11 protein-coding genes are annotated in these 12357 nt (G+C 72.2%); 3 read left to right on the top strand and 8 right to left on the bottom strand.

Annotated features, from left to right (window positions below):
- Positions 1 to 9: 9 nt before the first annotated feature.
- Positions 10 to 1011, bottom strand: coding sequence for a flavin-nucleotide-binding protein (locus WMF11_RS38850; protein WP_437974378.1), 1002 nt, complete (start codon positions 1009 to 1011; stop codon positions 10 to 12).
- Entirely contained in the window at positions 1008 to 1631 is a 624-nt protein-coding gene (locus tag WMF11_RS38845; protein ID WP_437974377.1) for a glutathione S-transferase family protein, read from the bottom strand. Before WMF11_RS38845 ends, WMF11_RS38850 begins: the two co-directional genes overlap by 4 nt.
- Positions 1632 to 1779: 148 nt before the next feature.
- On the opposite strand from WMF11_RS38845, the gene WMF11_RS38840 reads away from it, so the two are divergent.
- Entirely contained in the window at positions 1780 to 2682 is a 903-nt protein-coding gene (locus tag WMF11_RS38840) for a LysR family transcriptional regulator (protein ID WP_437974376.1), read from the top strand.
- A gap of 41 nt (positions 2683 to 2723) precedes the next feature.
- Here the strand turns inward: WMF11_RS38840 and ahpF are convergent, their stop codons facing one another.
- Both ahpF and ahpC read right to left on the bottom strand, forming a co-directional pair.
- Positions 2724 to 4286: an alkyl hydroperoxide reductase subunit F gene (gene ahpF / locus WMF11_RS38835; RefSeq protein ID WP_437974375.1), complete on the bottom strand. Its 1563-nt coding sequence runs from the start codon at positions 4284 to 4286 to the stop codon at positions 2724 to 2726.
- Between the two features lie 83 nt (positions 4287 to 4369).
- Positions 4370 to 4933, bottom strand: coding sequence for an alkyl hydroperoxide reductase subunit C (ahpC, locus tag WMF11_RS38830; protein ID WP_437710813.1), 564 nt, complete (start codon positions 4931 to 4933; stop codon positions 4370 to 4372).
- A 133-nt stretch (positions 4934 to 5066) separates the two neighbouring features.
- On the opposite strand from ahpC, the gene WMF11_RS38825 reads away from it, so the two are divergent.
- Both WMF11_RS38825 and WMF11_RS38820 read left to right on the top strand, forming a co-directional pair.
- Positions 5067 to 6032, top strand: coding sequence for a hydrogen peroxide-inducible genes activator (locus WMF11_RS38825; protein WP_437904178.1), 966 nt, complete (start codon positions 5067 to 5069; stop codon positions 6030 to 6032).
- A gap of 110 nt (positions 6033 to 6142) precedes the next feature.
- Positions 6143 to 7003, top strand: coding sequence for an EI24 domain-containing protein (locus WMF11_RS38820; RefSeq protein WP_437974374.1), 861 nt, complete (start codon positions 6143 to 6145; stop codon positions 7001 to 7003).
- 39 nt (positions 7004 to 7042) lie between these two features.
- Here WMF11_RS38820 and WMF11_RS38815 read toward each other — a convergent pair whose 3' ends face one another.
- From WMF11_RS38815 to WMF11_RS38800, 4 genes are all read right to left on the bottom strand, one after another.
- Positions 7043 to 7633 carry a Uma2 family endonuclease gene (locus WMF11_RS38815; protein WP_437974373.1) on the bottom strand — a complete coding sequence of 197 codons (591 nt, stop codon included), beginning with the start codon at positions 7631 to 7633 and terminating at the stop codon, positions 7043 to 7045.
- A 134-nt stretch (positions 7634 to 7767) separates the two neighbouring features.
- A complete protein-coding gene (locus WMF11_RS38810; protein ID WP_437974372.1) occupies positions 7768 to 8358 on the bottom strand; it encodes a Uma2 family endonuclease in 591 nt (196 codons plus the stop codon).
- Between the two features lie 95 nt (positions 8359 to 8453).
- On the bottom strand, positions 8454 to 10109 hold the full coding sequence (locus WMF11_RS38805; protein WP_437974371.1) for a hypothetical protein: 1656 nt from the start codon (positions 10107 to 10109) through the stop codon (positions 8454 to 8456).
- 215 nt (positions 10110 to 10324) lie between these two features.
- Positions 10325 to 12232, bottom strand: coding sequence for a PAS domain-containing protein (locus WMF11_RS38800; protein ID WP_437974370.1), 1908 nt, complete (start codon positions 12230 to 12232; stop codon positions 10325 to 10327).
- Between the last annotated feature and the right edge of the window lie 125 nt (positions 12233 to 12357).

Below are 12357 nucleotides of genomic sequence, written 5' to 3'. Positions count from 1 at the left end.
GCCGCGGCGTCACCTGCGCGCCACGTCCTCCCACGAGCCGGTCGCCGCGAGCTGCGGCGCGGGCACCGGCGCCGACCAGCGCAGCGGCAGCGCGTCCTCCCGCCAGGCGCCCTCGGCCACGTGGAACCGCAGGAGCCGCTGGGCGCCGGCGAAGGCCGAGAGCTCCGGCCCGTCCCAGAGCACCTCGGCCTCGCCGGTCAGCGACAGCACCCCGCCGGAGGCGAAGTCGACGAAGAGCACCCCGGCGCGCGGGCAGAGCGCCAGGTTGCCGAGCGTGTTGAACGCGAAATTGCCCGTGAAATCCGGCGAGGTCAGGACGGTGTGGCCGTCCTCCTCGGTCACGCGCACGAAGCCCGGCTTGCCGCCCCGATGGGACACGTCGGCGCCCTCGATCGCGTCGCCTCCCCGCGCGGCCGGCGCCGCGGTCGCGATGAAGAACGTGTCCGCGCGGCGGATCAGCGCCGCCGCGCCGGCGGACAGCGCCGGCCCTTCCGCCTGCGCCGGGGGCGCGGCGGCCGCCTCCGGCGCCCTCACGAGCTCCGGCGCTCGCGCCTGGATGTACTGCGGGCAGTTCCCGAAGCTCTGCCCGACCTCGACCACGAAGCCTCGCTCGTCCGCCGCCGTGATCGTCCCGTTCATCCGGTTTCGGCGGCGGGTCTCCAGCTGGATGCCGAGGAGGCCGACGGGCGCGCCGGCCACGAGGTGCGGGCCGAGCGCGTCGCCGGCCCCCGGGCGAGCGTTCACCGCGAGCGTCCGCGGATCCGGGGACGAGATGAACCCCGGCGGCCCCACGACGATCGAGGCCCACGGCCGGCGCTCTGCGTCGAGGGCCCCGACGAGCAGGAACGGCAGCTGCGCGAACAGCTCGCGGTGCTGGTCGGGCATGAAATCCCGGATGATCCGGCGCCCGGCCTTCTCGGCGCGCTCGCGCGCCCCGGCCCGCGCCTGCACGGCCATCTCGCCCGGGTGATAGGGCGAGCCCTCCCTGGTCCACCCGGGCAGGGAGGTCACGACAGCGCCTTCTTCATCGGCACGAAGCCGGGCAGCGCCTCCACGCGGGCGAGCCACGCGCGCAGGTTCGCGTACGGATCGAGCGACACGCCGCCCTCCGGCGCGTGCGCCGTGTAGGTGTAGATCGCGACGTCCGCGAGGGTCGGCTCGTCGCCGGCCAGGAACCGCTGGTCCGCGAGGTGCTGGTCGATCACCGCGAAGAGCTGGGCGGCGATCCCCCTGGCCTGCTCGACATCCAGCTTGCGGCCGAACACGCTCGCGATGCGCGCCGCCGCGGGCCCCGCCGCGAGCTGCCCGGCGGCCACGGAGAGCCACCGCTGCACGTGCGCCGCCGCCACCGGATCGCGCGGGAGCCAGCGCCCCGACGGGTCGTACCGCGCGGCCAGGTACACGAGGATCGCGTTGCTGTCGGCCAGCGTCACGTCGCCGTCCTCGATCACGGGCACCTGACCGAACGCGTTCTTGCTCAGGAACTCGGGCGTCTTCTGAGCGCCGCCCTTCAGGTCGACGTCGATCCTCTCGAACGGCAGCCTCAGCAGCGACAGGAACAGCTCCACGCGGTGCGCGTGTCCCGAGAGCGGATGGCGGTAGAGGCGGATGGGGCTGGCAGGGAGGGTCATCGAGGTGTCCTTTCGGCTGTGGATGTCGGCGGGGAGCGGCACAGTCCGCGTGGGGCTCCCGCGCTCGCCGAGCCAGGATGCCCATTCCCGCGGCCAAGGGTAATGCTCGTCCTTGACAAGGGACCATTCCGGAAACTGGAATAATCCGATGGACCGCCTCGACTCCATGCGCGTGTTCGTCGCCGTCGCCGAGGAGGAGGGCTTCGCGCCGGCCGCGCGGCGGCTGTCCATGTCGCCGCCGGCGGTGACCCGGGCCATCTCTGCGCTCGAGGAGCGCATCGGGACGCGGCTCCTGCACCGCACAACGCGCGTCGTCCGCCTGACCGAGGCGGGCGCCCGGTTCCTCGCGGACTGCAAGCGGATCCTCGGCGAGATCGAGGAGGCCGAGGCGTCGGCGGCCGGGTCCCACGCCGCGCTCCGGGGGCAGATCGGCGTCACGGCGCCGGTCCTGTTCGGGCGGATGTTCGTCGCGCCCGCCCTCTTCGATTTCCTGGCTCTCCATCCGCGCGTGTCGGCGTGGACGCTGCTCGTCGACCGCATTGTCGACATGGTCGACGAGGGGCTCGACGTCGCCGTCCGGATTGCCCATCTGCCGGACTCGTCGCTCAGCGCGATCCGTGTCGGCTCGGTGCGGTGGGTGGTCTGCGCTTCGGCGGAGTACCTCGCCGCGCGGGGCGAGCCCGAGGCGCCGGCCGATCTGGCGCGTCACGACACCATTGCTTTCTCTTCGACAGGCTCCCCGGTGGAATGGTCGTTCGGGTCGGGCTCGCGGGTCGAGAGGGTCTCTCCGTCATCGCAGCTCCTCGCCAATACGGCCGACGTCGCCATTGCAGCGGCCGTGGCCGGGCGAGGGCTCGCGCGGGTGCTCTCGTATCAGATCGACCCGGAGCTGCGCGCCGGCCGCCTCTCGATCGTGCTCGCCGCGCACGAGCCCCCGCCGGTCCCCATCCATGTCGTCCACCCGGAGGGCCGGCGGGCGGCGGTCAGGGTGCGCGCGTTCGTGGATTTCCTTGTCGATCGGCTCCGGTCCGAGGCGTGGCTGAGCTCGTGATCGCAGGCGGGTTCGCGCGTCGAACCTCGGCCGGAGGGCGCTCAGTCCGCCGGCGCGGTGGCGCGGATGAGGTGCTCGAAGGCCCCGAGGGCGGCCTTCGCGCCGTCGCCGAGGGCGACGACGATCTGCTTGAACGGCGTCGTCGTCATGTCGCCGGCGGCGAAGAGGCCGGGCACCGACGTCTGCCCGCGGTCGTTGACGACGACCTCGCCGACGCCGTTGAGCTCCACCGTCCCCTTGATGAACCCGGTGTTGGGGAGCAGGCCGATCTGCACGAACACGCCCGCGATCTCGATCTGGTGCTGCTCCTTCGTCTCTGTGTGCTCCCAGCGGAGCCCGACGACCTTCTGCCCGTCGCCCACCACCTCGGTCGTGCGCGCGCGCGTGACGATCTCGACGTTGGGCATGCTCTTGAGCTTGCGAACGAGGACCGCGTCGGCGCGGAGGGCGGGGGCGAGCTCGAGCAGGGTGACGTGGCCGACCACGCCCGCGAGATCGATCGCCGCCTCGACGCCGGAGTTGCCGCCGCCGATGACGGCCACCCGCTTGCCCTTGAACAGCGGTCCGTCGCAGTGCGGGCAGTACGTCACGCCCTTGGTCCGGTACTCGGCCTCGCCGGGGACGTTCATGTCGCGCCACCGGGCGCCCGTCGCCAGGACGACGCTCTTCGCGCGGAGCGTTGCGCCGCTCGCCAGGCGCAGCTCGAACGGTGAGCCGGGGGTGATCGACGTGACGCGCTCGTGCTTGAGGAGCTCCACGGGATACGCGCGCACGTGTTGCTCGAGCGCCGCCGCGAGCTTGGGCCCGTCGGTCTCCACGACCGAGATGAGGTTCTCGATGGCGAGGGTGTCCATCACCTGCCCGCCGAAGCGCTCGGCGACGATGCCGGTGTCGAGGCCCTTGCGCGCCGCGTAGATGGCCGCCGAAGCGCCGGCGGGTCCGCCGCCGACGATGAGCATGTCGAACGGCTTGCGCTGGTCGAGCGCCTCGGCGCGCTTCTTCACGGCGGAGCCGTCGTCGAGCTTGGCGAGGATCTGCTCGATCTCCATCCGACCCTGGCCGAAGGGCTCGCCGTTCAGAAAGACGGTCGGCACGGCCATGATCTTCCGCTGCTCGACCTCGCCCTGGAAGAGGGCGCCATCGACGGCGACGTGGCGAACCCTCGGGTTCCTGGCCGCCATCAGGTTCAGCGCCTGCACGACGTCGGGGCAGTTCTGGCACGATTGAGAGAAGTAGGTCTCGAACCGGAGCTCGCCGTCGAGCCGCGCGATCTGCTCGAGCGCCTCGGCGCTCACCCGCGGCGGATGGCCGCCGACGTGCAGGAGCGCGAGGATCAGCGAGGTGAGCTCGTGACCGAGCGGGAGCCCCGCGAAGATCACGCGCGGCTCCTCGCCGGGGGAGTGGATGCCGAACGACGGCGTGCGCTCGGCTCCCTCGCGCCGCTCGTGGAGCTCGATGAGGGACGAGGCGCTCGCGACGTCGCGCAGGAGCGCGCGCATCTCCTCCGACCCCTGCGAGTCGTCGACGAAGGCGGTGACCGCGACGGGACGGGTCAGCCGTCCGAGGACGTCGCGGAGCTGGTTCTTGATGGAGTCTTCGAGCATGGCTGCGTTCCTTCCGGCGAATACGAGCGGGTCACGAGCGCTGACGGGCGTCGCCGCGGCACGCGCGGCGACGCCCGAGCACCTCAGATCTTGCCGACGAGATCGAGCGACGGCTTGAGGGTCTTCGCACCCTCGTCCCACTTCGCCGGGCAGACCTCGCCCGGGTGCGTGGCGACGTACTGGGCCGCCTTGACCTTGCGGAGCATCTCCGCCGCGCTGCGGCCGATGCCGAGGTCGTGGATCTCGTAGACCTTGATGACGCCGTCGGGGTTCACGAGGAACGAGCCGCGGAGCGCGAGGCCCTCCTCCTCGATGAGCACGCCGAAGTTGCGCGAGAGGGTGGCGGTCGGATCGCCGACGAGCGGGTAGTTGACCTTCTTGATCGCCGCGGACGTGTCGTGCCACGCCTTGTGCGCGAAGTGCGTGTCGGTGGAGACGCCGTAGATCTCGACGCCCAGCTTCTTGAACTCGCCGTGGAGGTCCGCGAGGTCCTCGAGCTCGGTCGGGCACACGAAGGTGAAGTCCGCCGGGTAGAACACGAAGAGCGACCACTTGCCGAGGACCGACTCGTGCGAGACGTCCACGAACTTCCCCTGGTGGAACGCGGTGGCCTTGAACGGTTTGATGCGGGTGTTGATGAGCGACATTCTCTTTTCCTCGTTTCGGGGCGGGGGCGTCTCGTGCCTCCGCGCCAGCGAGAGGCAACGTGGTCGTTCTGCGCCCGCGGTGCCAATCGAACGATTTTATGAATCGTTCACTTTTTGTGATACTACTCCGGCGATGGACCTCGAGCAGGTGACGCTCACGCAGCTCCGCTACGCCGTGGCGGTGGAGCAGACCCGCAGCTTCCGCACCGCGGCCGAGCGCTGCCACGTCTCGCAGTCCGGGCTCAGCATGCAGGTCCAGAAGCTCGAGGAGCTCCTGGGCACCGTGCTGTTCGACCGCAGCAAGAAGCCCGTCCTCGTGACCGAGGAGGGGGCGCGCGCCATCGCTCAGATGCGCGAGATCCTCCGGGAGACGGAGCGGCTCGGTCAGATCGTCGCCGGCGACGACGCTCCGGCGGGGCGCTACCGGCTAGGGATCATCCCGACCCTCGCTCCGACCGTGCTGCCCCTGTTCCTCGATCCCTTCGTGAAGGCACACCCGCGCGTCGAGCTGTTCATCGAGGAGCTGAAGACCGAGGAGATCATCGAGCGGCTCGCCGCCGACACCCTCGATGCGGGGCTCGCCGCGACGCCGCTCCACGCCCCGGGGCTGAGCGAGATGCCCCTCGGACACGAGGCGATGGTCGCCTATCTCCCCGAGGGCGACCCGCTGCTCGACCGCAAGACGGTCACGCAGGCGAACCTCAGCGATCGCGAGCTGTGGGTGCTCCCGGAGGGGCACTGCTTCCGGAGCCAGGTGCTCTCGTATTGCAGGAGCGGTCAGGCGAGGCCCCCGCGCGGCGTTCAGCTCGAGAGCGGCAGCTTCGAGACGTTGATCGGCCTTGTCGACACCGGGCTCGGAGCGACGGTGCTGCCCGCGCTGGTGGCGCAGGGGCTGCCGGCCGAGAAGCGCCGCGCCCGCGTGCGGCCCCTCGCCCGGCCGATCCCGCTCCGGGAGATCGGGCTCGTCACGTCGCGGACTCAGCTGCGCAGGCGCGTCACCGAGTCGCTCGCGGCCGCGATCCGCGAGCACCTCGGCCGCGCGCTCGGGCCCTCGCCCCCGGGCGGGAGCGTGCTCGATCCGCTGCCCCCCGAGGGCTGACGAGGCAGGCTCGGAGGTCATCGACGCATCGACGATGAGGCAGCCTTCGCCGCACAGCCGGCGGGAGCTCGTCCAGCGGCGGATGCCAGCGCGCGGAAGGTGTTGACCGGATGCACGACCGCTGGAACGTTCGTGGCCGGATGATCACCCCCGATGCTCCCCGCGGCTCTCCCACGGCGCCCGCGCAGCGCCCGACAGCGGGGCTCGTGCCGCTCGAACGCCCCGGCTTCGGCGCGGGCCTCAAGGCCCTGCTGGGCGGTTACGGTTACCTCTTTCGCACGCCGGACCTCTGGCCGCTCGCGCTCGTCCCCACGGGCATCGCGCTGGTGCTCATGGTCGTGCTCTCCATCGTCGGCGTGAAGCTCGCGCCTTCGCTCGTCGAGCTGATCGTGAGGGAGCCGGGGACGGGGTGGCCCTGGACCGTGCTCATGGCCGTGCTGCAAATCCTCTCGCTCGCGGTGGTGCTCGTGGCCGCCCTCGTCCTCTCGTTCGGGCTCGCGAAGCCGCTCTCGGGGACCGCGCTGGAGCGGATGGTGCGCAGGGCCGAGGCCGATCTCGGGGCGCCCCCGTGGCCGGAGGTCGGCTTCTTCGCGGACATGTGGCGCGCGCTGCAGTCGTCGCTCGTGGCGCTCGCCTTCACGCTCCCGATCCTCATCGTCCTCGGTCTGGTGGGTCTCCTCTTCGCGCCGGCGAGCGTCGTCGTCGTCCCGCTCCAGCTCGCGGTGACGGCGCTCGGGGGGGCCTGGGACCTCTGCGACTGCCCGCTGTCGATCCGCGGCGTGCCCGTGGCAGCGCGGATCGATTTCGTGCGCCGGAACCTCGCCGCGGTGATGGGCTTCGGCTTCGGCCTCGCGCTGCTCTCGTTCTTGCCTTGCGCGCTGCTCATCGTGCTCCCGGCCGGCGTCCTCGGGGCGGCTCGACTCGTCGTCACGCTGGAGCAGTGGGAGGCCACGAACCGAGCGCCGCGCTGAGCTCGGGCTGCCCGGGGAACCGAACGGCAGGGCGATCGGCTACGTCGCCCAGAGCACCGAAAGATCGAGCTCGACGGCCTCGAAGGGCTCGACTCGCACGCGCGCAGCGTCGCGATGGACGGAGGCGGGCCCCCAGCCCCGGCCCGAGACGAGCGAGAAGGCCTCCAACGTCCGTGCGATCGGGTCGACCAGCCATGCGTGACGCACGCCTTCGCGCGCGTAGATAGGCATCTTCTCGTCACGGTCGACAGACGCGGTCGACGGGCTCAGCACCTCGCAGATCCAGTCCGGAGCGAGCGGGAAGAAGGCCGTCTCCGGCAGCGCCGGCATCCGCTCGCGTCGCCAGCCGGCGAGATCGGGTACGAGCGCGTCGATCTCGGCTGGCGCGTCCGGGTCGGGGATATGCAACTCCGGCTCGTCCAGGATCCACCAGCCGCCCGGCCCACCATCGCCGAGGCCGAAGGGGCCGCCGATCTTGATCCCCAGGACCGAGCTCGCGTTGGCGTGGCGGGGCGCCGGGCGGGGGAGGACGTGGAGCACGCCGCCGATGAGCTCCGCCACCTTGTTCGCCGGGACGGCTTCGAGGTCGGCGTACGTGGCGCGGCGCTGCTTCTCGGCGGGCTGGCCCATGCCCGAAGCCTGCCCGGGGGTGGGCGGCGGGGCAAGGCAGCGATCTGCTCAATGATGCGCAGCGTCGGGGGGCGATGGCCGCCTGTTCGAAGCCCGACGCGGCGCCGGAAACTGAACGGCGCGGCGGCGACCTGCTACGTCGCCCAGAGCACCGAGAGATCGAGCTCGATGGCCTCGAAGGGCTCGGCTCGCACGCGCGCAGCGTCGCGGTGGACGGCGGCGGGCCCCCAGCCCCGGCCCGAGACGAGCGAGAAGACCTCCAACGTCCGTGCGATCGGGTCGACCAGCCATGCGTACCGCACGCCTTCGCGCGCGTAGATGGGCATCTTCTCGTCACGGTCGACAGACGCGGTCGACGGGCTCAGCACCTCGCAGATCCAGTCCGGAGCGAGCGAGAAGAAGGCCGTCTCCGGCAGCACCGGCATCCGCTCGCGGCGCCAGCCGGCGAGGTCGGGCACGAGCGCGTCGATCTCGCCCGGCGCGGTCGGATCGGGGAAGTGGAGCTCGGGCTCGGGGAGTATCCACCATCCGCCCGGACCACCACGACCGCGGTGGAAGGGGCCGAACAGCTCTCCCTGGAGGGCTCCCTCGGCGTTCGCATGGCGGGGCGCCGGGCGGGGGAGGACGTGGAGCACGCCGCCGATGAGCTCCGCCACCTTGTTCGCCGGGACGGCTTCGAGGTCGGCGTACGTGGCGCGGCGCTGCTTCTCGGCGGGCTGGCCCATGCCCGAAGCCTGCCCGGGGGCGGGCGGTGGGGCAACCGAGCACGATCCGGCCGGCGGGCCCGCGCTCCGGCGCGGGGAGGTCCGTCGCGTCGCCGCTACATCCAGAGGCGCGCCACGATCCCGTACGTCCCTGGACCTGGCACACCCCCCTGGTTCTCGCCGCAGACCACGACCTTCTGGCCCGGGTAGACCGCGGCCCGCTGGATGCCGCCGGAGTCGCCGACATACAAGGAGAGCACCCCGCCGGCCCCGAAGTTGGGATCGAGCCTGCCGTCGCGCAGGTAGCGCGCGAGCACCGGCCCAGGCGTGACGCCGCCGGTCGCATTGCCCACGACCAGGATCCGGCCGTCGGGGAGCACGATGGCGTCCTCCGCCACGTCGTCGCCGTCGGTGATCGGGAGCGCGACGACGCCCGACGCGCCAAAGCTCGGGTCGGCGGCGCCGTCTTCGAGGAAGCGGCGGACCTCGAAGTCGGAGCTCCCGTCCTTGCCGGCGCTGCCGCCCACGAGGATGCGGCCGTCGTCGAGGACGGCGATCGCCGCCGTGCGCTCGCTGCTCGCGGACGCACCGAAGACCTGCTGGCCGCCGGTCCCGAAGGTGGTGTCGGGCTGCCCGGTCGCCAGGAAGCGGGCGAGGATCCCGTCGGACTGGCCCCCCGTGTCCACCTCACCCACGACCAGGATCCGGCCCTCGCGGTCGACGGCCACGGCCCTCGCGGTGGAGCTGCGGTCGAGCGCCCAGAAGCCGTTCGGCGCGGCAAAGGCGGTGTCGAGCCTTCCATTCGAGGAGATCCGCGCCACCATCATGCGCGCGTCGCGAGCGCCGGCGACGAGGATCTTGTCGTTGGCCAGGACGAGCCCGTCCACGACCGTCTCTTCGCCGCCCGTGTCGACCAGCGCCTTGCCGTTGTTGCCGAACTCCGGGTCCGCGGTCGCGCCGTTTGCTCCGACGCGCCAGAGGGCGATGTCACGCGGCTCCGGGGTCTCGTGCCAGCCCATCGCGATGATCTTGCCGTCCACCTGGTGCCCCACCCCGAACGCCTGGGCCTCGGCGCCCGAGCTGCTCCCGATCCTCGTCGACAGCATCGCGCCCTCGGCGAAGTCGGGATCCAGCGCGCCGGCGCTGGTCAGGCGCGCTATCTTCATCGACGAGCCGCCGAGGCCGCCGATGCCCCAGCCGGTCGCGACGATCCGCTCGCCGACCACCTCGATATCGGTGAAATAGCCGCCGTCGTCGTTGCCGAAGCGCACCGGCGCGATGCCGGTCGCCACGCCGAACGTCGCGTCCAGGGAGCCGGGGCGGCCGGTCACGACCGCGTTCGTCACGGCGGCGGTGCTCTCCAGGGCGCCGGCGGTCGCCGCCAGGGTGAAGGAGATCGTGTTGCCCAGGGCGAGCGGCGCCTGGGCGCCTATCACGATCTCGGCCTTCGTCTCCCCCTGGGCGACCGTGATGGGATCGACGGCGAGGCCCACAGGAGGGCTCACCGCCGCCACCGTCACCGCGCCATCGAAGCCGCCGGTGCGGCGTATCTCGATCTCGACGAGGTTCTTTCCCCCGAGAGGCACTGTGACGTTGGGCGTCAGGACGACGAGCGCGAGATCCATGACGGAAGGGGCATGACCGCCGCCGCCGGCATCGCCGCCGCCGGCATCGCCGCCGCCGGCATCGCCGCCGCCAACCCCGGAGGGGGCGCCCCCGCTCCCTTGAGGCGTCTGGCCGTCGGGCCTGACCGTGTCGCGGTCGTCGCTCACGTCATGAATGCCCAGAACCTGCTGGCAGCCCGCGAGAGCGAGCGGGAGCCAGGGCACGCACAGAAGCGGGAGTAAGGCGGCGAGCCGCCGGCGAGGACGCATCGCCGCCATCGTCGCACCCCCCCTCGCGACGTCAACCGCTGCTCAGGCCGGCCGGCGCTTGCCCGGCGCGCGGCGCTGCAGCACAGCGGGCGCGCTCGCGCCGTCGGCGCCGATCACCCGTCGCGCGGATCGCGCGTCCCCTCCGCGTCGTCCGCGCGCTCGCGCCCCGCCCTGCGCTTGCGCCGCCGCTTGACCGACACCCCGCTCGACTGCATCGCGAAGAGCAGCGCCTCCCGGAGGTTCGAGAGCGTCTTGATGTTCGACAGATCGAGCCCCAGCGACACCACCGTCTGCGCCACCTCGGGCCGGATGCCGACGACGATGCCCTGCGCCCCGAGCAGCGCCACGGCGTCGATGAGCCTCAGCACGTGATCGGCCGTGGCCGCGTCCACGGCGCTCACCCCGGTCAGATCGATGATCGCGTGGCGGCAGCGGGTCCGCGCCACGGCCTCGAGCAGCACCTCCATCATCTGCTGGGCGCGCTCCTCGTCGAGGACGCCGAGCACCGGCATCGTCAGCACCCCCCTCCAGACCTCGATGATCGGCGTCGACAGCGCCCGGATCGCCTCCTGCTGCTGCTCGATGATCGCGAGCCGCTCGTTCAGCACGGCCTGCTGGCGCTTCTTCTCGGTGATGTCCGTCGCGCCGCCCGCCATCTGGAACGGCACGCCCTTGTCGTCCCACTCGGCCATGCCGCGGGCGAACACGTCGCGGTACTCGCCGTCCTCGCGCCGCAGCCGGTACTCCACCTCGAACGGCCGCCGCTCCTCGAGGTGAGCCCTCAGCGCGGCCTGCACCGCCCTCTGGTCGTCGGGGTGCACGCGCTCGAAGAAGCTCGCGAACGTCCCGCCCCACGCCTCGCGGCGGACGCCGATCAGCTGGAGCATGCGATCGCTCCACTCCACCGTGTCCTCGCGGAGGTTCCAGAACCAGACGCCCTCGTTCGACGCCTCCGCGAAGAGCCGGTAGCGCGCCTCGCTCCTCCGGAGGGCGGCCTCGGCGCGGCGCAGCTCGGCCACGTCGGTGGTGCCGCCGATCCACCGGAAGATGTTCCCCGCGGCGTCGCGCTGCGGCATCGCGCTGACCACGTGCTCCCGGTACGTCTGATCGCTCGCCCGCTTCAGGCGGAACTCCGTGTGGTACGGCTCGCCCGCCGTGAGGCTCCGGGTCCACGCAGCCACCGTCTTCGGGACGTCGTCCGGGTGCAGCACCGCGAGCCAGCCCTCGCCGATCATCTGCTCCTCCGTGCGGTCGAAATAGTCGAGGACCGCCCGGTTCACGAAGTTCAGCTGGCCGTCCGGGCGCGCGGTCCACACCTGGAGGGGCATGGCGTTCCCGAAGAACCGGAGCTGCGCGTCCAGGTCGCTGAGCGGCGCGTCCAGCAGCCCGGCCCCGCTCGCCGGGCCGCCGGCCCCGCGCACCCGGCTCGGCGGCGGCGCGTCCCGCCCGTCCGGCTCCTCCATCTCCTCCTGCCCCGCCCAGGAGGCGCCCCCGAGCGCGCGGAGGAGCGGCTCTTCCAGGTCGAGCGTGCGCTCCGCGCGGCTCTCCGCGACCCGCGCGCGCACGAGGCGGAGCAGCTCCTTCCGCACCTCCTCCTCGATCCGGCCGCGCAGGTAGTCCTTCGCGGAGGCCCGCGACTCGGCGAACCTCACCGACTCCGCCGGCAGCTCCGCGACGTCCAGGAAGATCCCGAGCGGCGCGCAGGGCCTCGGCGTGATGCGCAGCGCGAGGGTCGCGTCGAGCCGGTGCTCCTTCGCCTCTCCCTCCGCGTCGACCCGCACCGTCACCGCGTGCGGGATCGCGACGTCGAACGCGCCGCTCATGCTCCGCGTCGCCGCCGGTTCGCCGACCTCGAAGTCCACCGTGAGCCGCGACGGCCTGCCGAGGACATCGAGCTCCCGCTCCGCGCGGCGCCCGACCGGGAGGAGGGCGATCACCTGGCGGCGTATCACGTCCTCGGTCATCGCGAGATCGACGATGCTCCGACCCAACTCCTCGAGCGTCAGCCCTCCGTCCTTCACCGCGTCTCCTTCCCAGTCCTTCCCGATTCCGCTCTCCCCCCGGTGTCCGTTAGCCCTCCTCGCGCCCGGAGGGCAATCGTGTGACGTTAACGCACCGCGCCGCTCGCCGGAAGCCCTCGCGAGGC

It is taken from the genome of Sorangium sp. So ce295 (genome assembly GCF_051527405.1).
Classification (GTDB): domain Bacteria; phylum Myxococcota_A; class Polyangia; order Polyangiales; family Polyangiaceae; genus Sorangium; species Sorangium cellulosum_B.
This window is presented reverse-complemented; position numbering and strand designations above follow the sequence as displayed.

What these genes read in the sequence shown, in the direction of transcription:
- WMF11_RS38845 (WP_437974377.1), bottom strand. Translation starts at nt 1,631, where the DNA reads ATGACCCTCCCTGCCAGCCCCATCCGCCTCTACCGCCATCCGCTCTCG.
- WMF11_RS38815 (WP_437974373.1), bottom strand. Translation starts at nt 7,633, where the DNA reads ATGGGCCAGCCCGCCGAGAAGCAGCGCCGCGCCACGTACGCCGACCTC.
- WMF11_RS38840 (WP_437974376.1), top strand. Translation starts at nt 1,780, where the DNA reads ATGGACCGCCTCGACTCCATGCGCGTGTTCGTCGCCGTCGCCGAGGAG.
- WMF11_RS38825 (WP_437904178.1), top strand. Translation starts at nt 5,067, where the DNA reads ATGGACCTCGAGCAGGTGACGCTCACGCAGCTCCGCTACGCCGTGGCG.
- ahpF (WP_437974375.1), bottom strand. Translation starts at nt 4,286, where the DNA reads ATGCTCGAAGACTCCATCAAGAACCAGCTCCGCGACGTCCTCGGACGG.
- WMF11_RS38820 (WP_437974374.1), top strand. Translation starts at nt 6,143, where the DNA reads ATGCACGACCGCTGGAACGTTCGTGGCCGGATGATCACCCCCGATGCT.
- WMF11_RS38810 (WP_437974372.1), bottom strand. Translation starts at nt 8,358, where the DNA reads ATGGGCCAGCCCGCCGAGAAGCAGCGCCGCGCCACGTACGCCGACCTC.
- ahpC (WP_437710813.1), bottom strand. Translation starts at nt 4,933, where the DNA reads ATGTCGCTCATCAACACCCGCATCAAACCGTTCAAGGCCACCGCGTTC.